The 23,805-nt window shown below is 67.4% G+C and carries 19 protein-coding genes; 7 read left to right on the top strand and 12 right to left on the bottom strand.

Annotation, left to right across the window (positions count from 1 at the left end; genetic code table 11):
- Window positions 1-56: 56 nt before the first annotated feature.
- A complete protein-coding gene (locus WDM86_09440) occupies window positions 57-884 on the top strand; it encodes a flagellin (protein MEI9990249.1) in 828 nt (275 codons plus the stop codon).
- Window positions 885-1,049: 165 nt separating this feature from the next.
- Here WDM86_09440 and WDM86_09435 read toward each other — a convergent pair whose 3' ends face one another.
- From WDM86_09435 to WDM86_09405, 7 genes are read right to left on the bottom strand one after another with little or no spacing between them, the layout of a single operon-like run.
- Window positions 1,050-3,011: a hypothetical protein gene (locus tag WDM86_09435; protein ID MEI9990248.1), complete on the bottom strand. Its 1,962-nt coding sequence runs from the start codon at window positions 3,009-3,011 to the stop codon at window positions 1,050-1,052.
- Window positions 3,008-4,225 (bottom strand): ATP-grasp domain-containing protein, encoded by a 1,218-nt coding sequence (locus WDM86_09430; GenBank protein MEI9990247.1) that lies wholly within the window; start codon window positions 4,223-4,225, stop codon window positions 3,008-3,010. The genes WDM86_09435 and WDM86_09430 overlap by 4 nt, the downstream gene beginning before the upstream one ends.
- Complete coding sequence (locus tag WDM86_09425) at window positions 4,225-4,977, bottom strand: 3-oxoacyl-ACP reductase family protein (protein MEI9990246.1); 753 nt, start codon at window positions 4,975-4,977, stop codon at window positions 4,225-4,227. The genes WDM86_09430 and WDM86_09425 overlap by 1 nt, the downstream gene beginning before the upstream one ends.
- A complete protein-coding gene (locus tag WDM86_09420; GenBank protein ID MEI9990245.1) occupies window positions 4,974-5,948 on the bottom strand; it encodes a transketolase C-terminal domain-containing protein in 975 nt (324 codons plus the stop codon). The genes WDM86_09425 and WDM86_09420 overlap by 4 nt, the downstream gene beginning before the upstream one ends.
- Window positions 5,938-6,843 (bottom strand): transketolase, encoded by a 906-nt coding sequence (locus tag WDM86_09415; protein ID MEI9990244.1) that lies wholly within the window; start codon window positions 6,841-6,843, stop codon window positions 5,938-5,940. Before WDM86_09415 ends, WDM86_09420 begins: the two co-directional genes overlap by 11 nt.
- Window positions 6,844-6,851: 8 nt before the next feature.
- Window positions 6,852-8,018 carry a class I SAM-dependent methyltransferase gene (locus WDM86_09410; protein ID MEI9990243.1) on the bottom strand — a complete coding sequence of 389 codons (1,167 nt, stop codon included), beginning with the start codon at window positions 8,016-8,018 and terminating at the stop codon, window positions 6,852-6,854.
- A gap of 48 nt (window positions 8,019-8,066) precedes the next feature.
- Window positions 8,067-8,903, bottom strand: a complete 837-nt coding sequence (locus tag WDM86_09405; protein MEI9990242.1) for a sulfotransferase — start codon at window positions 8,901-8,903, stop codon at window positions 8,067-8,069.
- Between the two features lie 118 nt (window positions 8,904-9,021).
- On the opposite strand from WDM86_09405, the gene WDM86_09400 reads away from it, so the two are divergent.
- Window positions 9,022-9,891 (top strand): N-acetylneuraminate synthase family protein, encoded by an 870-nt coding sequence (locus WDM86_09400; GenBank protein MEI9990241.1) that lies wholly within the window; start codon window positions 9,022-9,024, stop codon window positions 9,889-9,891.
- The gene (locus WDM86_09395; protein MEI9990240.1) at window positions 9,888-11,669 is read left to right on the top strand and encodes an NTP transferase domain-containing protein; all 1,782 of its coding nucleotides are present in this window, start codon (window positions 9,888-9,890) and stop codon (window positions 11,667-11,669) included. The genes WDM86_09400 and WDM86_09395 overlap by 4 nt, the downstream gene beginning before the upstream one ends.
- On the opposite strand, the gene WDM86_09390 is transcribed toward WDM86_09395, so the two are convergent.
- Window positions 11,653-13,173, bottom strand: a complete 1,521-nt coding sequence (locus WDM86_09390; GenBank protein ID MEI9990239.1) for a tetratricopeptide repeat protein — start codon at window positions 13,171-13,173, stop codon at window positions 11,653-11,655. The two genes, WDM86_09395 and WDM86_09390, sit on opposite strands and share 17 nt — an antisense overlap.
- Before the next feature lie 114 nt (window positions 13,174-13,287).
- Between WDM86_09390 and WDM86_09385 the strand changes: the two genes are divergently transcribed.
- Window positions 13,288-16,149, top strand: coding sequence for a hypothetical protein (locus WDM86_09385; GenBank protein ID MEI9990238.1), 2,862 nt, complete (start codon window positions 13,288-13,290; stop codon window positions 16,147-16,149).
- A gap of 6 nt (window positions 16,150-16,155) precedes the next feature.
- Here WDM86_09385 and WDM86_09380 read toward each other — a convergent pair whose 3' ends face one another.
- The 4 genes from WDM86_09380 to WDM86_09365 all read right to left on the bottom strand — a co-directional run bounded on the left by WDM86_09380 (window position 16,156) and on the right by WDM86_09365 (window position 19,450).
- Window positions 16,156-16,578: a hypothetical protein gene (locus tag WDM86_09380; GenBank protein MEI9990237.1), complete on the bottom strand. Its 423-nt coding sequence runs from the start codon at window positions 16,576-16,578 to the stop codon at window positions 16,156-16,158.
- Entirely contained in the window at window positions 16,575-16,889 is a 315-nt protein-coding gene (locus WDM86_09375; GenBank protein ID MEI9990236.1) for a rod-binding protein, read from the bottom strand. Before WDM86_09375 ends, WDM86_09380 begins: the two co-directional genes overlap by 4 nt.
- Entirely contained in the window at window positions 16,886-18,013 is a 1,128-nt protein-coding gene (locus WDM86_09370) for a flagellar basal body P-ring protein FlgI (GenBank protein MEI9990235.1), read from the bottom strand. The genes WDM86_09375 and WDM86_09370 overlap by 4 nt, the downstream gene beginning before the upstream one ends.
- 165 nt (window positions 18,014-18,178) lie before the next feature.
- Entirely contained in the window at window positions 18,179-19,450 is a 1,272-nt protein-coding gene (locus tag WDM86_09365) for an MFS transporter (protein ID MEI9990234.1), read from the bottom strand.
- A gap of 135 nt (window positions 19,451-19,585) precedes the next feature.
- Here WDM86_09365 and gpmI point away from each other — a divergent pair, with 135 nt between their 5' ends.
- From gpmI to WDM86_09350, 3 genes are read left to right on the top strand one after another with little or no spacing between them, the layout of a single operon-like run.
- Entirely contained in the window at window positions 19,586-21,157 is a 1,572-nt protein-coding gene (gpmI, locus tag WDM86_09360; GenBank protein ID MEI9990233.1) for a 2,3-bisphosphoglycerate-independent phosphoglycerate mutase, read from the top strand.
- Window positions 21,158-21,177: 20 nt separating this feature from the next.
- Window positions 21,178-22,470: a peptidoglycan DD-metalloendopeptidase family protein gene (locus tag WDM86_09355; protein ID MEI9990232.1), complete on the top strand. Its 1,293-nt coding sequence runs from the start codon at window positions 21,178-21,180 to the stop codon at window positions 22,468-22,470.
- Window positions 22,467-23,798 (top strand): S41 family peptidase, encoded by a 1,332-nt coding sequence (locus WDM86_09350; protein ID MEI9990231.1) that lies wholly within the window; start codon window positions 22,467-22,469, stop codon window positions 23,796-23,798. The genes WDM86_09355 and WDM86_09350 overlap by 4 nt, the downstream gene beginning before the upstream one ends.
- Window positions 23,799-23,805 lie beyond the last annotated feature (7 nt).

Raw genomic sequence — 23,805 nt, 5'->3', positions numbered from 1 at the left:
GGCGGGCAAAAAGCCCGCGAGCAAAACGCTCGACCCACACCAGAACGGAGACAATCATGTCTTTCAGCGTCAACACCAACAGCGGCGCCCTCGTCGCGCTGCAATACCTCAACCAGACCCAGTCGCAGTTGAACACCACCCAAGCCGCGATCAACAGCGGTCTCAAGGTCTCGTCGGCCCGCGACGATGGTTCGACCTACGCCATCGCGCAGAACCAGCGTGGCGCTGTCGCCGGCTACGCCGCCGTCACCGACAGTCTCAACCGCGCCACCTCGGCGGTCGATGTCGCGCTGTCCGCCGGACAGTCGATCTCCGACCTGTTGATCCAGCTCAAGACCAAGGCGCTGTCCGCCGCGGACTCTTCGCTGGATACGGCCAGCCGTCAGGCCCTCAACCAGGACTTCGTCGCACTGCGCGATCAGATCACGACCATCGTGAAGAACGCGTCGTTCAACGGCACCAACCTGGTCGACGGTTCGACGACCCAGATCACGGCCCTGGCGTCTTCGGATGGCACGCGTCGCATCACGACGTCGTCCCAGACGCTCGCGCTTTCGGGCACGATCGTCACGCTGAAGTCGACCAACACGATCTCGACCCAAGCCAAGGCCTCGACGCTCGTCGCCACCATCCAGGCGTCGTTGACCAATGTGAACTCCGCTCTCGCCAAGCTTTCCGCCGGCGCGAAGAAGTTCTCGATCCAGGCGACCTTCGCGCAGAAGCTGTCCGACACGCTGACGACCGGCATCGGCAACCTCGTCGACGCGAACATGGCCCAGGAAAGCGCCACGCTGCAGTCCTTGCAGGTCAAGCAGCAGCTCGGCGTCCAGGCTCTGTCGATCGCCAACCAGGCGCCGCAGACGATTCTGTCGCTGTTCCGCTAGGCCTGAGAGCGGCGGTGCGAAAGCATCGCCGCTCACAGCGGTTTCGAGGGAGCCGAAGAATCGGCCCTTCGCGCCCTGGGGCGTAGGGGACTTGTTGAGGGTGGGTAAAAAATGGAGCGGACGGCGTCCATCGGGGCGCCGTCCGTATCCTTTTTGGCGGGAAGTTCAGCGGCCGATCAGGCTGAAGCGGAAGCGGCGCGGGCTGGACTCATAGGCCGACGGCTTGCGCGTGTCGTCGAGCTCCAGCGCCGAGAGGATCAACTGGCAAAACAGCCGCCCACCGCTGACGCGGTGCGTCAGCAGGCCGAGCAGGCAGGCCGCGGACCGGTCGACCTCGACGCGGATACGCGTGGCATCGTCGCCGATCTCGGCCCAGCCTTCGGTCATGCCAAGGCCTTGCGAGGAAGACACCAGGAACGACACCGGCGCGCCATGCTCGACCGTCTGTCCGGCGAGATCGAAGCGTTCCGCCGCACGACCGCCATTGTGTGTGGTCAGGAACAGGCGCGAAAGATCGAACGCCTCGTCCAGAAGCGTGACATGGCCGAGACGCAGGCTGCCCTTGCCCCAGTCGGGCCAATGGAACGTCAGCTCGAAATCGATGCGCGGCTCGCTGGCCGAGAAGCGAAGCGTCTTCTCGATCGCGCCTTTCGGCGTCTCGATCCGGCCCGATACGACAACGTCGCCATTGCCCGCCGTCCGCAGGTGTGTGGCGGCCCAGTCGAGATCGGTTACCTTGTGCTCGCCGGGCGCTTCGAAGACGCAGTCGCCGCTGTACCAATCGGCCTGCAGCGCGATGTCGTCGAAATGGCCGTGCGGAACGCCGCCGAGCGACGCCTTCGCATGGCCCGCGAAACGGACGCCGTCGAGCGCCAGGCCGCGGCGGCGATCGAGACGGGTGGTCACCTGTCCCGTATCGATGGCGATGAATCGATCCTCGATCGCCGTGCCATCCGGATTGACAACCGCCGGCGCGGCCGGCGCGGCCCAACGCGCCTCCGCGTCACGGAGCCGGGCGCGGAATTTCGTCCACCGCGTCTCGGTGACATGCGTGCGGAAATCGCTGGCCCACAGCCAGCAAAGTTCTTTCCAGGCACTGTCGTCGGCATTCGCGACGGCCAGTCCGCAATAGATTCGCTCGCAGGCGGCGTTGACGCCCAGATCGTCGCGTCCCGTGACGGCCCAGCGCGCCACATTGTATTTGCGCTGCTTCTTGACCGGAATCGGGCCGGCCGCCGTTTCTAGACGAAGGTGTTGCCCGGCGCTCGCCGTATCGCGCAGCGAAAGCACGTCCGACGGCGCGACCAGCGCGAATTCGCCTGTCAGCCGCGCGAAGGCTTCTTCCATGCGCGTCCATTCGCTTTCGCCGCTCAGCTTCTCCTCGGTCTTGTAGCGGCCGGGCCGGAAGTCGAAGATCTCGGCGTCGCTGGCATAGATACAGAGCGCGCGCCGCCCGGGTGCCTGTTGCGAGCGGACATAGTCGAGATAAGCGTCGATGCCGATGTCGCGATGCACGAGGCGCTGCATCTTCTGGAACGCGACGGTGTTGGTCCACACCAGCCCGATGGAGCGGCCGTCCGCGCCCAGCGCCCGCTGCGGCAGATAGCGCGTCTCCGCCGGCCATTCCGGATGCGCCGTGCCGGGATTGTCCCAATCCATCGCCAGCGCGGAATAGCCGGCGTCGAGATAGAGGCCGACAAGTCCGGCGGAATAGGCCTGCTCGTTGACCAGCGCCAGCGTCGGCCGTGTGCCGAGTAGGCGCTCATAGACGTCGTTCCCGATGCGCAGATTGGCCTCGGTGACCCGCGCGGGCACCAGAGGCCCGATCATCTGCGAATAGCCCGAGCCGATCAGTTCGATGCGTCCGCTCGCGATCAGCGCGCGCGCTTGCCCGATCCATTCCGGATCGCGCCTGGCGATCTCTTCCAGCGTATAGCCGGTCGCTTCGATACCGATGGGGCCGAACTTTTCGGCAAGCCGCAGCAGCGGCCAGTAGCAACGCGCGATGACCTCGCCGCGCTGCTCGTCCTCGATGGAGGAGAAGGCGAGATTGAGATGAAACAGCGCAAAGAGCTGCAACGTACCGGCCGCCGCCGCCAGTTCACGACGTTGCAGCGGCGCGTTCACGCGGTCACGATCTTCAGGCAGGCCAGCGCGTCGTTCGCGGCCGCCAGCGCCGCCTCGCGCGACGGGCCGACCGTCAGCACCATCGCCGCGGACGGACGCTTGTCGCCGGCATCGGGAATGACGTCGCCCGGCTTGGCGGTCACGATCACGTCGGCGACGCCGCCGATCCGGCGCGCTTCCTCGGCGCCCTCGATCGCGACCACGCGCCCCGCCTTGGGAAAGGCATAGCGCTGGATCACGGGCGTGAAATGCTTCGGCTCGAGGTCTTCCGGCGCGACCGCTTCGCCGAGCGCGATGCGGATCGCCGCGCCGACGAAATCGACGCCGGTGTTGAGCGGGATCTCGCGGGTGCAGAAGAACCCGCCCGAAAGCCGCGCCGCCAGCTCGATGACATAGGGCTCGCCCTTGTGGACGACGATGTCGCCCTTGACGGTGCCGTTCGTGATGCCGAGCGCCGCGGCGGCCCGCGCCACGACGTCCTTGACCTTCTGCTGAAGTTCGGCCGGCAGATGGCTTGGCAGGTCGCCGCCATTCTCGATGAAGAACGGCGCATAGCGTTCGAGATATTCGTAGTTGCGGTCCGAGAAGCCCGGCGTGAAGCAGCGACCGTCGACGACCACGGATTCGGTGGAGACTTGCGGTCCGTCCAGATATTGCTCGACCATCACGCGCTCGCTGGGTGAATGGGAGCGTGCGAACGCGAACGCCTTGTCGAGATCGGCGACCTGGGCCACGCGCTGCACGCCGCGGCTGCCGCGCGAATCCGCCGGCTTGATCACCAGGTCGCGGCCGCGCTCGATCGCGACGCGTTGCAAGGCCTGCGGCGTCGGGATCTCGGCGAACCACGGTACCGGCACGCCGCATTCGGCGAAGCGCCGTTTCATCGCAAGCTTGTCGCAGGCGAGCTCCGCGCTGGCGAGCGAAATGCCGGGAAGGCGCAGGCGCTGTGCCACCGTCGCGGCGGTGATCGGCGCGTCGGCCGCGACACAGATCACGCCGTCGATCTTGCGGATCTTGCGGCTGTAGCGTTCGGCGGCGGCCGCCGTCTCGCTTGGGCCATAGACGTCCGCGATCAGGCAGGAATCGGCGAAGGCGAAGCCCGGCGCCTGCGGATCGCGGTCGGAGACGACGACGTAATGTCCCATTTCCTTGGCGCGCTTGGCGGCGTCGGCCGCCTCGATCCCGCCGGATACGATGAGAAGTGTTTTGCCCATCAGAAGTAGAGCCCGCCATTGACGTTGATGGTCTGCGCCGTGATGTAGGACGACGCGTCGCCGGCGAGAAACACGACGGCGTCGGCGACTTCCTCGGTACGGCCGAGCCGCTTCAAGATGATGCCTTCGGCCGCTTTCTGCACGCTCGCCGCCTGCAAACCCGCATTGCCCATGTCGGAGGCGATCAGGCCCGCCGCCACCACGTTGGAACGCACATGCGACGCCGCGCCGAACCGCGCGATGACCTGCGCCAGCGAGATCAGCCCGGCCTTCGATGCCGCGTAATGCGCCGTGCGCGGTCCGCCATATTGCCCGCTGACCGAGCCGATATGGACGATCGAGCCGCCGCCGGCCTCGGCCAGAAGCGGCAGGAACACTTGCGCGCAGACAAAGGGACCCTTGAGATTGGTCGCCAGGACCGTATCCCAGTCGCGGTCTTCGATCTTGTCGAAATCGGTCGGCTTGTTGATACCGGCATTGTTCACGAGGATTGATATCTTGCCGAAGGCGCGGGCATCGCGTGCTGCCGCTTCCACGCTGGCGCGGTCGGTGACGTCCATTGGCAGCGCCAGGGCGCGGCGTCCGGTCTTGGCGATGTCGGCGGCCACGGCGTCAGCCTCGTCGCGCTTCTCACGATAGGTGAAGACGATGTCGGCGCCGGCCTGCGCCAGGCCGAGCGCGATGGCGCGTCCGATCCCGCGGCTGCCGCCGGTGACGACGGCGTTCTTTCCGGCGAGCGAGAACCGGCTCATGCGCGGCCCGCCTTGCGTGCCAGCACGGCGCGCGCCGCGGCGGCGATGTGCGGCGCGGTCAGGCCATACAACTCGGCCAGTTCCTCCGGCTCGCCGGAAGCGCCGAACACGTCCTTCACGCCGACGAATTCGACGGGCGAGGGCCGCGAGCGCGCCAAGGCTTCCGCCACCGCGCTCCCTAGCCCGCCATGGATGTTGTGGTCCTCCGCCGTGACGAAGGCGCCGGTTTCTTCGGCGCAGCGCGCGAGAAGATCGGCGTCGATCGGCTTGATCGTCGCCATGTTCACGACGCGGGCGGAGATGTTCTCCTGCGCGAGAAGCTCCGCGGCTTGCAGCGCCCGCGCCACTTCGACGCCGCAGGCCACGATGGTGAGGTCGCGGCCGTCCCGGATGATCCGGCCCTTGCCGATCTCGAATGTGTGGTCGTCACCAAACAGCCGCTGGGATGCGCTGCGGCCGGTGCGCATATAGACCGGGCCGTCGAATTCCAGGATGGCGCGGGTCGCCAGCGCCATCTCGGTCGGATCGGCCGGCGAGATCACCGTCATGCCGGGAATGGCGCGGAACACCGCAAGGTCCTCGAGCGCCTGGGCCGAGCCACCGTCGGGTCCGACGTCGAGCCCGGGATGGCTCGCGACGATCTTGGCGTTGCGCCGCGCATAGGCGAGCGACAATCGCGCCTGCTCCACCGCGCGCAGGCAGAACACCGCGAAGGTCGTGACCACCGGGATGAATCCGGTCGCCGCCAGCCCGCCGGCCGCCGCCATCATGTTCTGCTCCGCGATACCGAATTGCAGCAGCCGTTCGGGGTGGCTTTTGCGGAAGTGATGCACGCCGGTGCCGCCGGCGATGTCGGCGTCGAGCACGACGACTTTGGGAAACTCGTCGGCGAGGGCGGATAGCGCCTTGCCGAACGCTTCGCGCAGCGAATCGCCGCTGGTGCCGATCAGGGCCGGAGCACTAGTGGACATCGAGGAGTTCCTTGATCTCGGCGCTCTTGGCGCCCAGCGATTGCAGCGCGTCCTCGGCCTGTTCGCGGGTCAGCTTCACGCTGCCATGCCAGGCCGCGATGCCCTCCATGTATTTCACGCCCTTGCCCTTGATCGTGTCGGCGATGATCACCGAGGGGCGGCCTCGGGTAACGCCGGCGCGGCGAAAGGTCGACAGGATTTCGCGAATGTCGTGGCCGTCGATCTCGGCGATGGCCCAGTCGAAGGCGCGCCACTTCGCGGCCAGCGGTTCCAGCCGCATGATCTCGGAATTGCGGTTGTCGCTTTGCAGCTTGTTGTAGTCGATGATGACGCAGAGATTGTCGAGGCAGTGATGCGCCGCGCACATCGCGGCTTCCCACACCTCGCCCTCCTGCAACTCGCCGTCGCCGAGCAGCGTGTAGACCCGCGCCGAACTGTTCTTCAGCTTCAGCCCCATCGCCATGCCGAGCGCGACCGAGAATCCCTGGCCGAGCGAGCCGGTGCTGGTCTCGACCCAGGGCAGGTCGAGCACGTGCGGATGGCCCTGGAAGGGGCTGTTCAGCTTGCGCAGGTTGAGCGCCGCCTTGGCGTCGCAGAACCCGTAATGCGCGCCGGCCGCGTACAGCGCCGGCGCTGCGTGACCCTTGGAGAGGACGAAGCGGTCGCGCTCGGGATCGTCGATCGCATTCGGCCAGAAGTTCAGCTCGGCGCCGAACAGGCAGGTCAGGATGTCGGCGCACGACAAGGCGCCGCCCGGATGGCCGGAGCCCGCGTGATAGATCGAGGCGATGGTGTGCCTGCGCACGAAGGCGGCCGCCTTCGCGAGCTGGTCTTCCAGATCCTGCGCCGCCGTGCGCGGCTCTTCTTCGCTGATGGACCGCAGGGTCAAGGCCATGGGAGCTCCTATGCGGCGGCGCGCGCCCGACTCATCAGGTCGGTATAGAGAATGATCTCGGCGCCCGGCGTCAGCGTGTTGACCTCCTGGGCGATCTCGCCGGCGAAGTCGCGGCTCATCACCACCACGACCCCGGGCTTGGCCGAGGCAAGGTCTTCGGGGCCGGTCAGAGTGCAACCATGCCGTTCGCCGACATGCGCTTTCAGGTGCTTGTCGACCAGGATCGCAAGCGAGCTGGCGTCGAACTTGCCGTGGGTCACCAGGCTGTCGAACAGCCGTCCGGCACCCCATATCGCGACGCGCCGGGGCGCCAGGCTCAGCAATTCGGTTGCCACCGCCGTCAGCGCGGCGAGATTGCGCGCGCGATTCGCGACATAGGTCGCGATCAGATTGCGGGCATATTCGACCTCATCGAGGTTGACGCCGCTGTTGGACGGCGCCTTGCCGTTCTTCTTGGCGACGAAGAACAGGTTGCTGCGGTCCTTGGCGTCCGGCCGCTCCAGGATCGTGAATCCGGACGCTTCGAGCATCCGCGTCAGCGTCGTTTCCGAGAAGTGATAGAGATGCTTGTCGATGAACCATTCCTCGACGATGTCGTCGCTGGCCAGAAGCGCGGTATTCGGCGCGTCCAGCACCAGAATGCCGCCGTCTTTCAGCACGCGATGATGATCGGCCAGCGTGCTGGCCGGATGGATCAGGTGCTCGATCGTGTGGCAGGAATGGATCGCGTCGAACCGGCCCGTCTCCAGCGCGACGTTCTCGATGCGCTCGCCGATCAGCTGGGTTCGTGGCAGGCCGGCGCAATTGGCGGCGACGCGCTCGTCGGGCTCGACGGCGATAAGATGCGCGTTCGGCGCCGCGGTCAGGAAGGCGCGGGCGAAGCTGCCGCGGTTCGAGCCCACGTCGAGCAGCGCGAAGTCGCTCGCGAAATCGCGATGCCGGCGCAGCGCCTCGACCGCGATCTGGGTGCGAAAGCCCTTGCCATAGCGGACATTGCCCCAATCGGCGCCGGCGGACACCGCCGCCGGTGCGCGCGCCGCGCGATCGATGCGCGGCAGGCTCTGCAGCAGCCCGCAGACCGAACACAGATAAACGGTCAGGCCGCGCGTCGATTTTTCCGGCTTGTAGATCGGTTCGAGCGCCGCGCGTTGGCAGAGCTCGCAGGTGTCGCTCATGGAATGGTCCGACGAAATATTCCGGTAACCATCATCGGCGCTTCTTGGTTAATAATTCATCACGTACTCGGCACGTTTTGCATAGCCGAGGCGCTCCATCATCCCGCCCGCGATGGCGTCGAACCGCGCGCGCTCGGCGGGCTCGAGCAGCCGGTCTTCCGGCCGGTTCACATTGTGCGGCCGGGCGAAGGCCGCGAAGGCCGCGTCCGAGAAGGGCAGGCCCAGGAAGTCGTAGACGCTCTTCACGGCGCCGGGCTCGTCATGCAGGTCTTCCAGGCGCACGAACATCTGCCGGCGGGCCGGCAGCCGCGCCAACTCGCTCAGGATGACGCGGTTCACCTCTGCCCAGTGCCAGCAGATGCGTTCGAACTGATCGAAGCTGCGAAAGCTCGGCGCCGCCGGATCGTCCCGGCGCGGCACCGGCCACCAGTATTTCTTCTCCGGCGGTGGCGCCGGCGCGCGGGCGGGATCGTCGTAATGGGCCTGAAGGATGCGCGTGGAACGGTCGTCGTAGCACTCATCGCCCAGCTTGCGGAAATAGGACCCGGCGACTTTGCGGCCGTCGCGCACGAGATGGACGAATTTGGCCGAGGGCAGCGCCTTCGCCAGCTCGGGAATGAGCCAGGACAGCTTGTTGGACGAATCGCCCCAATGGCGGGCTTCGCTGTAGCCGACCGCCGCGACATGGGTTTCGCCCAGGATCTTCAGGGTCTCCGCGGCATCGACAAGCCCGAGATAACGCCGCACCGCGAGCGGCTGGGCGATCTGGACCATGTATTCGTGATGGATCTCGACGCCCGGCTCCGCCGACAGCGCCTTGTGCAGCATCGCCGTGCCCGAGCGTCCGCTCGACACGACGAAAAAGGGGCGGGTGATGTCGCTCAAGGCTTTACCGCGACGATGCTGGTTTGTGCGATTTCCACGCCCATGGCGGCCCCTCGTTAACGCTCTTTTAGCCATAACGCATTTAAAAACGGTTAAGAGAGATTCAGATGGCCGACGCATGACCGCCTTACCGATCTTCATCGCCGAAGCCTCCAGCAACCACGATCGCGATCTTGGCCGGGCGCTCGCCTTCGTCGACGCGGCGGCGGATGCGGGCTGCGACGCGGTGAAGTTCCAGCTCTTCAAGATCGACCGCATGTTCGCCCCGGAAATCCTTGCCCGAAGCGAGAAGCATCGCGCACGCCGGCAATGGGAACTTCCACACGCCCATCTCGCGCCCCTGTCGGAACGCTGCCTGGCACGGGGCATCCAGTTCTCCTGCACGCCGTTCTATCTCGAAGCGGTGGAGGAACTCAGGCCCTTCGTCTCCTTCTACAAGATCGCATCCTACGAACTTCTCGTGACGCCGCTGCTGGAAGCCTGCGCCAGGACCGGCAAGCCCGTCGTGCTGTCGACCGGCATGGCGACGATGGAAGAGATCGCGGCCGCCGCGAACACGCTGAAGCGCGCCGGCGCTGCCGACATCACGCTCCTGCACTGCGTTTCGGCCTATCCGACGCCGGCCGCCGAAGCCAATCTCGCCGCCATCGCGGCGATACGCGACGCCACCGGCTGCAAGGTCGGCTGGTCCGATCATACCCGCCGGCCCGCCGTGATCGAGCGCGCCGTGCACCATTGGAACGCGGCCGCCGTCGAATTCCATCTCGACCTCGATGGCCGGGGCGCGGAATACGCTGCCGGCCATTGCTGGCTGCCGGGCGAGATCGCCCCGGTCATCGCCCGCATCCGCGAATCGATGGCCGCCGACGGCCGGGGTTTCAAGGGCCCGCAGCCCTCGGAACTGGCCGACCGCGACTGGCGCGCCGATCCGTCCGACGGCATGCGTCCGCTGCGCGCGATCCGTGCCGAATGGAAAGGCGCCGCGTGAGCGAGCACCTGCGGATCGTCGCCATCATCCAGGCCCGCATGGGTTCGACGCGCCTCCCCGGCAAGGTGCTGCGGCCCATCGCCGGGCGGCCGCTGCTCTGGCACATCGTCCACCGCCTGAAGAAATCCCACCTCATCGAAGACATCGCCGTCGCCACGACGACAAACGCCGCGGACGACGCCATCGTCGAATTCGGCAAGGAGAACGGTGTCGCCGTGATCCGCGGCCCGGAAGACGAGGTCCTGGCGCGCTTCGCGCTTGCCGCCGAAGCGACCGACGCGGACGTCATCGTGCGGGTCTCCTCCGACGCACCCTTCATCGATGCTGGCTTCATCGACCATCTCCTGACCGCGATGATCGCGCAGGGCGGCGATTACGTCCTGATGCGGGACGGCGCGCGGACCGCGCATGAGGGCGTCGATCCCTTCACCCGTCGCGGCCTGGACAAGCTGATGATGGACGCACAGGACGACGCCGTCGCGCGCGAGCACGTCACCGGCTATTTCAAGCTGCATCCCGACTTTGTGCCCATCGCGCGCGCATCCGCCTATCCGGAGCTGGCGCGCGAGGGCGGGCGACTCACCGTCGATACGCCCGACGATCTGGCTTTCATCGAAGCGGTGCATGCCCGCATGGCGGCCAAGGCCGGCGAAGCCTCGCTGGCCGACATCCTGCTGCTGCTCGAACGCGAGCCTTCGCTTCGCCGCATCAACGCGCATGTCCAGCAGAAGCGGATCGCGGCGCAGGGCGGCCTTGCGCTCATCCGCTGCGACGGCGGCGGCAAATTCGGCTACGGCCATGTCAAACGCATGGTGGCGCTGGCGCGCGCCCTGCGCGACCGCGAGGGCATCGGCGCGGTGTTCGCCCTGAATGGCACGGACGATGCCTGCGAGCCGATCCGCCGCGCCGGTTTCGGCGTGACGATCGCAGACACACTCGACTCTCTGGTGGACAAGCACGCGCCCGACCTCCTGCTGCTCGATTGCCGGGAAGGCCCCGATCGCGCCGAACTCGCGGCACTGTCTCAACGCCTCGCGCTGACGGCCCTGGTCGATGACGGTTCGGATCGCCGTCTTGCCTGCGATCTGGCCTATTATCCGCCCGTGCCGCAGGCTCTGGCACTGGATTGGACCGGCTCGCACTGCAGCCCCCGCATCGGCTGGGAATGGTCGTTGCTGGGCTCGAGCCAGACGGCGATGCCGCCGCGCAAAGTCTCCGGTCGCCCCGTACTCCTCGTCACCATGGGCGGCAGCGATCCGTTCGGCCTGACGCTGCGCAGCGCCCGCGCGCTCGCCAAGCTGGATCCCGCCTTCCGCGCCCGCTTCGTCATCGGTCCCGGAATGGCGGATCGCAGGGCGGTCGCGCGCCAGATCGTGACGCTCAACCGCAATTTCGAGACGATCGAGGGCGCCGACGATCTGGCGACCGAATTCGCCGGGGCCGATCTCGCGCTCGCGGCCTTCGGCGTGACGGCCTATGAACTCGCCGCCGCGGGCGTGCCGGCGCTCTATCTCTGCCTGACCGAAGATCACGCCGCATCGGCGTCCGCCTTCGAGGCGGCAGGTATGGGCATTTCGCTCGGCGTCGCCGCAGATACCGGCGATGACGCCATCGCACGGCATGTCTCGAAAACGCTCGGCGATGCTGGCAAGCTGCGCGAGATGCGGGCGGCCGGGCTGATGACCATCGACGGCCATGGCGCGGCACGCATCGCGACCGACCTGGCACGGGCGCTCGAAGCCCGCCGCGTCGAGCGCGCGGCTACAGCGTCGCGTTGAGCCGCTCCAGCGTCCGTCCGAACGCGCTGGCCCAGTCGCCACGCGATCCCGGCATCATCAGCGCGCAGGACGGCGCGAAGGGTTCATGCGGCTGGCCAAGCGCGGTCCAGCTCGTGTCGTAGAGGATCTTGTAGGTGTCGACACCGGTCCCTGCCGCCAGCCAGGACACCGCGGTCGGCGCCGATACGACGGCGTCGAGCGACGCCAGCAACGCCGAGGTTCGATCCAGCTCGATCTTCTGATCCAGGCCGCGCAGCACGACAATCGGCCTTCCGCTCATCGCGGCCAGCGCATCGATCTCTTCGTCCCGCGCGTCGTATTGCACGCTGACGACCGTTCCTGGCAGCTTCGCGACGAACGCGGCCCAGGCCTCGCGCGGCGCGTATTGCAGCGCGCGGTGGCCGGCGACGCTGCCGCTGCGCCAGCACACGCCGATATGGGGCCCCGGACCTGTGCCCGCGAGAATGCCGCCGAACTGCGCCATCGTCAGCGGATCGGGTCTGAGGAAGGCGTTGTCGTCCGGAAAATCGTCCACGCTGCCGCGCAGCACCTTGGCGATGCTGCCCATCTCGATGAAAGCGTTCGCGCCCCCGGCCTGCTTAAGCCAGCCATAGCGCGACCGCGTGATCCCGCCGCGCGTTTCCAGGTCCCAGCCATGCACCATCACGCCGGGAAAGGATCGCGCGAACAGATCGACCAGCCGCGGCTCGCATTCGAGCAGGATCGACCCGCCATCGCGCGCCGCGCGCGTTGCGAGATCGGGGATCATGCTGGCGAACATGATCTGGTCGCCGATGCCCTGCTCGGCGGTGACCAGAAGCCGCGTCCGCTTCAGGCTGCCGCCAGTCCAGCGCGTCAGCTTGTGCTCCGGCACCGGCGCCTTGCCGGGCACTTTCAGCCGCGCGGCGTAGTCGCGCCAGCCTTCCTTCAGATTGCCTTTGAGAAGATGCAGCACCGCGCGATTGAGCCGCGCCTGCGCATTGTCCGGCTCGCGCGCGATCGCCCGCCCGTACAGCGCCAGGGCCGCGTCGACATCGCCGTCGTCGGTCAAGAGATCGGCCAGGTTGACGAGCGCCGGCGCATAGTCCGGCTTGAGCGCCAGGGCTTCGCGATAATGTTCCGCCGCCCGCGCGAAATCGCCCATTTCGCGATAGGTCGAGCCCAGCGTCAGCCATAGCTCCGGTGCATCGGGCGTCCGCGCCAGCGCCGGCGCGAGCAGCGCTTCGGCGGCGGCCAATTGTCCCTGCGCCCGCAGCAAATTCGCCAGGCTGACGAGCGCTTCGAGCCGCGCCGGCTCCCGCGCCAGCACGCGACGATAGAATTCCTCGGCGGGCTTCGCCATGCCCAGCGCCCGCGCCGTATTGCCGAGCGCGAACAGCACGCGCGAATCGTCCGGCCTGGCGGCAAGCGCCCGCTCGTAATGGTCGATGGCCTCCGCGTGACGGCCTTGGCCGGACAGGCGAAGGCCGTGTTCGTAGGAATCGGTCGAGAGGGGCGCTGACATGGCAAGATTGTCGCCGACGGCCGTTAAGGCTCGATTAAGCACGATCGTGTCGACTTAGCGTCGTCTTAACCGCGACGCGGGAGAATTCCGCGTTGGTCCGCAAAGGCTTCTCGTGTGTCGGTCGGTCTCGATCCCAATGTGCTGCTCAGCTTCTATCAGGCGAAGCTGACGAGCTCCGTGTCGACTCTCACGGCGCAATCGGCTGGCGCATCCGCGGCGACATCGTCGACGGCAACCGCAAGCAACAGCGCGACGGCCAACGATTCTCCGCCCTGGGAAGCGACCCAGCCTGACCAGAGCGTGGAAGACGCGAAGGTCCTATCGACGACCAATTTCCTCGACACCAGCAACGTGCCCTTGGCGGCCACGACCACGGCCGACCAGAAGACCGAGCAGGACAACCAGAAGCTCTTCTCGCTCTACAGCGCGGTCAACACGCTCGCCTATATCGCCAAGATGGGTCAGCGCGACGGCATGACGTCCGGCCAGCTCGCCGGCCTGAACACGCGCTTCCAGGCGGGTCTCACGCAGGTCGAGAACTACATTTCGAACACGACGTTCAACAATTTCACGCTGCAGGCGGCGGCGCCGTCGTCCAGCGTCACGTCCACCGTGGTCGTGCCGTTCGGTTCGTTCGACTATCAGACCAAGACGCTGGTGAGCAACGCCAATCTCGGGAGCGCCCTGCCGGGCCTGTCGCCGTCCGACAGCTTCACCATCGCGGTCAAGAAGGGCAGCACGACGACCAATGTCGCGATCGACCTGTCGCAGATCCAGGGCCCGCTGACGCTCGACAATGTCGTCTCCTATGTGAACCAGCAGCTTTCCGCCGGCGGCTTCTCGACGCGCTTCCAGAAGGTGCTGACATCCGGATCGGTGCTCGATCCCACCAAGGCGACCTACGGGCTTCAGGTCTCGCCCGGCGGCACGGAGACCGTGAGCCTGTCCTCGGCCGCGGCGACGCCGTCGCTCTATCTCGCCGGCTCGTCCGGCCAGGCAACCGCGACGACCACCAGCACGACGACGGCCGGAACCACGACCACCTCGTCCCAGGCCGCCGATCAGCAGGGCCGCCTGATCAAGCTTTCCGATCTCGATACCGCCACGCCGACCAACACGGTCAGCGTCACCGCCGCGCCGACCACCGGCACGACGACCGCATCGTCCACCGTCGTGGATTCGAGCGGCAACGTCTATGTGCTCGGCAACGCCACCGGCGATTTCGGCAACCAGGTCAATCAGGGCCAGCAGGACGCCTATCTCACCAAATACGATTCCGCCGGCAATGTGCTGTGGACGCGCATGCTGGGAAGCGCCGGAACGGCGACGGCCGGCGGCCTGGCGCTCAATCCGCAGGGCGGCGTCGTCATCACCGGCACGACCACGGCCGATCTGACGACGACCGCGATTGCCGACGGCAACAATGACAGCTTCGTCGCCAAATACGACGCCAACGGCAACCAGACCTGGGTCAAGCAGATCCAGACCCTGATCAACAATCAGTCGAACGCCGTCAGCGTCGACGCCAGCGGCAATGTCTATATCGGCGGCGCGGTCGGCGGCTATACCGCCAATGTCGACGGCAAGGCAGTCTCGATGCCCGGCGGCGTGATCGGCAACGGGCAGACCGCGTCGGGCGGCGGCGACGCCTATCTGGCGAAATTCGATTCCAAGGGCAATTTGATTTCCGAAAACCAGTTCGGCACGTCCGCCGCGGATTCAGTCGCCGCGACGGCGACCGGCAGCGACGGCAGCCTGTATGTCGCCAGCGTGCAGAACGGCCACGCCGTGGTGGCGAAGTATGCCGGCGGCGACATCACCACGCCGCCGACCTGGACGCAGGATCTCGGCGATCTGCAAAATGGCGGCGCCATCGGCGGCCTCACCGTCTCCGGCGGCCAGGTCTATGTCTCGGGCACGACACAGAACCCAAACCTGACCGCGGGCGGTGCCGCGACGGTCGCCACCCCATCCTCGGGCGGCAGCGATGCCTTCGTGTTCGCCCTGACCGATCAGGGCACGACCGCGGCACCGAACTTCGTCTCCTATGTCGGCACGGCGGCGCAGGACAAGGGCGGCGCTGTGACGGTCGGCGGCGACGGCACGATCTATCTGACCGGCTCGACCACCGGCACCTTCGCCGGCCAGACGCGCAACATCGCCAATGTCAGCAACAGCTTCGCCACCGCGCTGTCGTCGACGGGCGCGATCAACTGGACCAAGCAATATGCCGGCATCGACGGCGTCTCGTCCGGCGCCAGCCTCGCGGTCGACCCGAACGGATCGAGCGTGCTGGACGCGCTCGGCCTGCCGCGCGGCACGGTCAATCCGAACCAGTCGGTCGATCTGACGGCGCAGACGACGCTGCGCGCCGGCGATACCTTCAAGATCCAGATCCGGGGCGTCGGGGCGCGCACCGCCACCGTGACCATCGACAAGGGCGAGACGCTCCAGTCGCTGGCCACCAAGATCAACATCCAGCTCCAGACCCATGGCAGCGCTTCGGTCAACTATACCGGCGGCGCGGAAGGGCTGAAAATCGTGGCCAATCCCGGCCAGACGATCTCGCTGGTCTCCGGACCGGCGCAGTCCGACGCGCTGGCGCGCCTCGGCATCGCGCCGGGAACGCTGACGGCGCCGGCCGCGAAGGGCGCATCGAGCGACCCCGCGACGACGAATTCGACGTCCGCGAACCAGTCCTTCGGCCTCGGCCTCGGCACCAGCTTCGACCTATCGACCAAGACCGGCGCCGATCTGGCGCGCTCGGCGCTTCTCGGCGTGCTGTCGAAGATCCAGAGCGCCTATCAGACGACGAACGCGCCGCCGGCGCCGGCCGCGACGCCGGGCAACACCACGGGCACCGCGCCGGCTTACCTGACGGCGCAGATGTCGAGCTATACGCTCGCGCTGAACATGCTGACTGGCGGCGCGTCGAGTTCGACGAGTTCCTCGTCGCTGCTCGGGCTGACGGCCTGAGAATTTTCAAACGACGTTGTTGTACACCATCGCCTGCGCCGGCTTGCCATAGGCCTGGCGCTGCGGGTTGTAGGTGCGGGCCGGCGCGGCGCAGCGGTCGACCTCGGCGGCGATCGCCTTGATCATGCCTTCGCTGGCATTGCGCACACGCGTCAGCATCCGCGCATGGAGCTGCAGAGTCTCGCGGAATTTCGCCGTCACTTCGGTGAAGCGGCCGCGCAAGGACGCGGACGCAGCCTTGACCGTGTTCGGCGAAAAGCCGTGCGCCTCGCGGCTATAGAGCGCCGACAGGCGCTGGATTTCCGGATCGGTGGTGCGCATCGCCTGCGGCTTGCCGTCCTTCAGCGCCGCGATATCGCCCTCGATCGCCTCGATCAGGCGTTCGGCGAGCTTGACCAGCCGCTCGATCTTTTCGCTGTCCGGGTTCAATGCGAGGTCTCCTGGGTCTTGAGCAATTCGCGCTGGATCGCGTCGGAGAGGCCGAAGCCGCCCTGCGCCGCCATCTGCTTGCCGTACTCGTCCATCAGTAGCGAGCGGAACATCTGCTCGCCCTGGCCGCCGCCGAACGGGCCGTCGGTGGAGATGCCGTTGAACATCTCGCCGACGAATTGGGTGATGAAGACGCTTTCGAACTGCTCGGCCGCCTTCTTGGCCGATGCCGGATCGGCGGCGCGCGGCGCGGTGGGGATGCCCGGTTGCAGCGATGTCAGCGCGGCGCTGGTGTCGATGTCGCCGCTCATCCGATCACCTGGATGTCGGCCTGGAGCGCGCCGGCCGCCTTGATCGCCTGCAGGATGGAGATGATGTCGCGCGGGCCGACGCCCAAGGCATTCAGCCCGTCGACCAGGCTCTGCAGCGAGACGCCCTCGTGCAGCACGGCCATGCGGTTGCCCTTGCTGTCGTCGATGTTGATCTGGGTGCGCGGCACGGTCGTGGTGGTGCCGCCCTGGCTGAACGGCTCGGGCTGGCTCACCTGCGGCGTCTCGGTGACGCGGATGGTGAGGTTGCCCTGCGCGATGGCGACGGTGGAGATGCGCACATCCGCGCCCATCACGATCACGCCGGACTGCTCGTCGATCACCACGCGCGCGGTCTCGTCGGGATCGACCTTGACCTGTTCGAGGTCGGTCAGGACGCCCATCACGCCGTGCGGATAGCCCTCCGGCACGGTCAGGCGCACGGTCGAGGGATCGGTCGCCTCCGCGATGCCGCCGCCCATGTAGGCGTTGACGGCGCTGGCGATGCGCGTGGCGGTCGTCAGGTCGGGATTGCGCAGCGACAGGCGCAGCGAGCGCTGGGCGCCGAGGTTGAAGGGAATCTCCCGCTCGACGATGGCGCCGTTGGAGATGCGCCCCGCCGTCGGCACGCCGCGGGTGACGCTGGCCGCGTCGCCACTGGCGGTGAAGCCGCCGATCGCGACCGGGCCTTGGCCGAGGCCGTAGATCTGCCCGTCGGCGCCGAACAGGCTGGTGACGAGAAGCGTGCCGCCCTGCAGGCTCTTGGCGTCGCCCAGCGCGCTGACCGACACGTCGATGCGCGTGCCCTGGGCCGCGAAAGGCGGCAGGTTCGCCGTCACCATCACCGCGGCGACGTTCTTGGTCTGCATCGTGGTGCCGCGGGTGTTGACGCCCATGCGTTCGAGCATGGTCTGCAGGCTCTGCTGGGTGAACGGCGCGTTCTTGAGGCTGTCGCCCGAGCCGTTGAGGCCGACCACCAGGCCATAGCCGACCAGCATGTTGTCGCGGATGCCCTCGATCTCGACCAGGTCCTTGACCCGGCTGAAGGCGATCACCGGCGCGGGCGCGGCCGCCAGCGCCGCCCCCAAAACGAGGCAGGCAAGTCGTATATAGAGTGCGCGGCGCATGAGCTGGTTCTGCTCTCTGACACTGATCCGGCTTCCTTCTTGCCAGGATCGTGCCGCCCCTCTGCTGGAATTATTCCTGTTTCTCCAATAGGTTAGATATCGCTCCCTGGACGATTTCCGCTCCCCCGGCAAGTTCTTCCCGGCAGGTCCGGCCGGTATGTTCGTTCAGGCCGGTACGAGGCGCCGGCCGCGGATCGCCAAAGCGGCGAAGGCGGCGCCGACCGCCACCAGGCCGGCCACGACGAACGCATCGAGATAGGAACCGGTCGCGGTGCGCGAGATGCCGGCGAGGAAGGCCGCGGTGGCGGCGCCGATCTGATGGCTGGCGGAGATCCAGCCGAAGATCACCGGCGCCCGCTGGTCGCCGAAGGCCTTGTTGGCGAGCGCCAGGGTCGGCGGCACGGTGGCGATCCAGTCCAGGCCATAGAACATCGCGAACAGCGACAGGCCGTAGAAGGTGAAATCGGCATAGGGCAGGTAGATCAGCGACAGCCCGCGCAGCCCGTAATAGGCGAAGAGCAGCTTGCGCGGATCGAAGCGGTCGGTCAGCCAGCCCGAGGCGGTGGTGCCGACGAGATCGAACAGGCCCATCATCGCCAGCAGGCCGCCCGCCGTCACTTCGGCCAGGCCGTGATCGGCGCAGAGCGCGATCATATGCGTGCCGATCAGGCCGTTGGTGGTGAAGCCGCAGACGAAGAAGGTGCCGGCCAGGAGCCAGAAGTCGCGGCTGCGCGCGCCCTCGGCCAGGCCGGCGAAGGCGATGCGCAGGGGATTGGCGGTGGGCGGCGGCGGCGGATGGTGATCGGCATCGGCGCCGAACGGCCGCTCGGCGACATGGGCCGGCATTTCCGGCAGGAAGAACAGGACCAGCGGGATCAGCGCCGCCAGGCCCAGCGACACCACCATGATCACGGATTTCCAGCCGCCCTGTTCCAGGATGGCCGAAAGCGCCGGGAAGAAGATCAGCGTGCCGGTCGAGGTGCTGGCCGCGAGCAGGCCCGTCACCAGGCCGCGATGGCGCACGAACCAACGGTTGGCGATGGTCGCCGACAGGACATTGGCGATGGCGCCGCTGCCGATGCCGCCGAGCACGCCCCAGAGCAGTTCGAGCTGCCAGGCGGCGGTCATCCAAAGGCTCGCCGCCGTCGAGGCGCTCATCAGCGCCAGCGCCGCCAGCACGGTGCGGCGCACGCCGAAGCGCTGCATGGCGGCGGCCGCGAAGGGACCGGTCAGGCCGAACAGGAAGATGCCGGTCGCCGCCGCGAAAGAGACGGTGGCGCGCGACCAGCCGAAGGCGTGTTCCCAAGGCACCATCAGCACGGCCGGCGTGGCGCGCAGGCCGGCCGCCGCCAGCAGCGCCAGGAAGACGATGGCGACGACGACGAAGGCGTAAGGCCGGCCGAACGGCCCGCGGCGGACGACGAGCAAAGAGCGCATGGGTGGAGTACAGGGTGCGGGAACTGGCCCTGTCAAAGCCGCTTCCTGCATGGGGGATGCGCGCGATCGCGGCGGCTGCATGGACATCGCGCGGCGCGGTTTCTATTTTCGGGCGATCCGTCCTAAAGGTTTCGCATGTCCGCCACCGCCTCGCCGTCCCCCCGCCCGCGTCCGGCGGTGCTGTGCATCCTCGACGGCTGGGGCTGGCGGCCCGATCCGACCGACAACGCGATCGCCGAAGCCAAGACGCCGAACTACACCCGCATGCTGGCGGACTGTCCGCACGCCCTTCTGGCGACCTCGGGCCGCGCCGTCGGCCTGCCGGCTGGGCAGATGGGAAATTCCGAAGTCGGCCACATGAACATCGGCGCCGGCCGGGTCGTGAGCCAGGACCTGCCGCGCATCGACCTCGCGATCGAGGACGGCAGCTTCGCCACAAGGCCCGCCCTGCTCGATGTCATCGCCAGGACAAAGGCAAGCAAGGGCGCCGTCCACGTCATGGGCCTGCTGTCGCCCGGCGGCGTGCACAGCCACCAGGACCAGATCGCGGCGCTGGTGCGCGTGCTGGCCGGCGCTGGCGTGCCGGTCTTCGTGCACGCCTTTCTCGACGGCCGCGACGTGCCGCCGAAGAGCGCGCTGGGTTTCCTGAAAACTTTCGCCGATGCCGTGGCCGGCCTCGCGGGCGTGCGCCTGGCGACGGTGTCCGGCCGCTACTATGCGATGGACCGCGACAAGCGCTGGGACCGTGTCGAGAAGGCCTATGACGCGATGGTCGATGCCAAGGGCACGAAATTCCCCGACGCCTATACCGCGGTCGAAGCCTCCTACAAGGAGGGCGTCACCGATGAGTTCGTCGTGCCCCGCGTGATCGGCGACTATGCCGGCATGGCCGACGGCGACGCGATGATCTTCGCGAATTTCCGCGCCGACCGGGCGCGCGAGATCTCGCTGGCGCTGCTCGATACGGGCTTCGCCGGCTTTGCGCGCGGCCGCGTCGTGCATTTCTGCGCCGCCGCCGGCATGACGGAATATTCCGACGCGCTGAACAAATTGATGACCCAGCTTTTCCCCGCCGAGAACATCACCGGCACGCTGGGCGAGATCGTCGCGGGGCGCGGGCTCAAACAGCTTCGCATCGCCGAGACCGAGAAATACGCCCATGTCACCTTCTTCCTGAACGGTGGCCGCGAGACCGTGTTCGCCGGCGAGGACCGCATCCTGGTGCCCAGCCCCAAGGTCGCGACCTACGATTTGAAGCCGGAAATGAGCGCGCCGGAAGTGATATCGAAGCTCGAAGAGGCCATCGCGTCGGGCAAATACGATCTCATCGTCGTGAACTTCGCCAATCCCGACATGGTCGGCCACACCGGCATCATGTCGGCGGCCATCCTGGCGGTCGACGAGATCGACGAATGCCTCGGCCGCCTGCGCGCCTCGGTGGAGAAGGCCGGCGGCGTGCTGCTCGTCACCGCCGACCACGGCAATATCGAAATGATGAAGGATCCGGTGACGCATGAGCCGCACACCGCGCACACCACGCTCGACGTGCCGATCATCGCGGTGAACGCGCCGGCGGGCACGCGGCTTGTGAATGGCCGCCTCGCCGATGTCGCGCCGACCCTGCTCGACCTGATGGGCTTGCCGAAATCGCCGCAGATGACGGGCCATTCGCTGATCGAAAAGCAGCCGGCGGAGAGCGCGGCCTGAACGCGCTCACCCATCGCGCCTTGCTGGCCGCCGCCATCGCGGCCGCGCTTCTGATGACGGGCGCCAGGAAGCCGTCGCCGCCCCGGCCGCGCGCCAAGCCCGGCACGGAACAGGCCGTGCCGCAGCCAGTCGTCGCGCCGACGGTCGAAGCCTTGCCCGATCTTTCCCATGCGCTGCCGGCGAAGGTCCTCGGCAAGCTGCCCTCGACCGCCGACCAGTTCCGCCAGCTCAAGGGCGACCTGGCCAAGGGCAAGCCGGAGGCCGACGCGGCCAAGGCCCGCCGCGATTCCCTCAAGGCCGAGGCCGAGGCCCTGCGCCGCAAGCTGATCGCGACGGCGGCGCGGGTGCAGAGCCTGGAACGTGAGAAGATCGTGCTCGATGCCCAGATCGTGCGGCTCGCGGCGGAAGACAGGAAACTCTCCGCCGGCTTCCTGCGCGACCGCGTCGAGGTCGCGCAGCTTCTCGCGGTGATCGAAAGACTGCAGCACGACACGCCGCCGGCGCTGGCGATGCGGCCCGACGATGTGCTGGGCGCGGCGCGCGGCGCGATGCTGATCGGCGCCTCGCTGCCGGATGTCTATGGCAAGGCGGCGGCGCTCGCTCGGCGCATCGAGACCTTGAAGCAGACGCGCGCGGCGCTGGTGCAAAGGCGGGCCGAGGCCCTGAGCATCACGACCGAGCTGCGCCATGCCCGGGTGGAACTCGATCAACTCCTCGCGATCAAGGACGCCCAGGCCGCCAGCGCCGATGTAACCTATGCCGGTCTTCGCACGAAATTACAGGCGATCGCGGGCGAGGCCGCCAATCTGGAGGTCCTGCTGACCCGGGTCGCGGCGCTGCGCACCCAGCCGGCGCAGGAATCTGTCGTGGTTGTAACGGCCCAGAATTCCGGCGGAGCGGGCGGCCGGGGCTCGCTGCTCCAGCCCGTGGTGGGAACAATCTTGCCGGCGGACGGCTCCGCCAAGGCGCCGGGGGTGACGTTTGCCGCCGCGCCCGGGGCGCAGGTGGTCGCACCGGCCGATTGCGAGGTGCTTTTCGCCGGTCCTTACCATAAGAACGGCCAAGTCTTGATCCTGGAAGTCAGCGTTGGGTACGATCTGGTGCTCGCGGGGCTCGACCGGATCGTGGTCAAGCCAGGCGACCAGGTGCTGGCGGGTGAGCCGGTGGGCGTCATGCCGTCAGGCATGCGAACGGACAAAGCGCCGCAAATGAGCCAAGATGGCGAGCTTTACTTCGAACTGCGTCAGAACGGGCGGGCATCCAGCCCCGCGTCCCTCCTGGGACCCGATCTAAGGAAGGCAAGAAGAACATGAACAAATATGCATTCGTCGGCGCCGGCATCGCCATCGGTTTCGTCGCCGCGCTCGGCATCCTTCCCGCCGCCCATGGCGCCAACGACATGAGCGCCTATCGCCAGCTCGACCTGTTCTCCGACGCGTTCGAGCGGGTGCGCGCCAATTACGTCCGCCCCGTAGACGACAGCGAACTGATCAACGCCGCGATCGAAGGCATGGTCTCCAACCTCGATCCGCATTCCAGCTACATGGACGCCAAGGCGTTCGCCGACATGCAGATCCAGACCAAGGGCTCGTTCGGCGGCATCGGCATCGAGGTCACGATGGAGAACGGCCTCGTCAAGATCATCTCGCCGATCGACAACACGCCCGGCGCCAAGGCCGGCCTAAAGGCTGGCGACTACATCGCCGCGATCAACGGCGCCTCGGTGCAGGGGCTCAACCTCAACGACGCCATCGACAAGATGCGCGGCCCGGCCGGCAGCAAGATCACGCTCACGATCCTGCGCACCTCCGACAAGAACGCGCCCAAGAAGCCGTTCGACGTGACACTGACGCGCGCGGTCGTCGCGGTGGACGAGGTGCGCTGGCACCGCGAGGGCGATGTCGGCTACATCCGCATGCCCGGCTTCAACGAGAACACGGCGAGCGGGCTCGAGACCGCGGTGCGCGATCTCAAGAAGCAGATCGGCCCGGGCCTCAAGGGCTATGTCCTCGACCTGCGCAACAATCCCGGCGGGCTGCTCGACCAGGCGGTGCAGGTGTCCGACGACCTGTTGACCGCGGGCGAAGTGGTCTCGACGCGCGGCCGCCATCCCGACGACACGCAGCGCTACGACGCCCATGCCGGCGACGTGACCGACGGCAAGCCGGTCATCGTGCTGATCAATGCCGGCACCGCTTCGGCGTCGGAGATCGTGGCCGGCGCGCTGCAGGATCACCACCGCGCGACGATCCTGGGCATGACCTCGTTCGGCAAGGGCTCGGTGCAGACCATCATCCCGCTTAGCGAAGGCGGCGGCGCGCTGCGCCTGACGACGGCGCGCTACTACACCCCGTCCGGCCATTCGATCCAGGCCCAGGGCATCATCCCCGACGTGGCGGTCGCCGCCGGCGACGAGGACGACGTGCCGAAGATCGCCCGGCCCAGCGAGGCCGACCTGCCCGGCCATCTCGCCGGCGAGCCGCTGCCGAAAAAGCCGAACCAGACGGTGATCCGTGCGCCGGCCAACGCGCCCAAGACCGGCGCCGACGGCAAGCCCTACGACTTCCAGCTCACCTACGCGCTGCAATTGCTGCACGGCAAGGTGGCGGCCATCCCCGCCGGCACCGCCGCGGCGAATTGAAAGGCCG

The organism is Rhizomicrobium sp., from assembly GCA_037200045.1.
Classification (GTDB): Bacteria; Pseudomonadota; Alphaproteobacteria; order Micropepsales; family Micropepsaceae; genus Rhizomicrobium.
The sequence above is the reverse complement of the archived record's forward strand: the minus strand, read 5'-3'. Positions and strand labels throughout refer to the sequence as shown.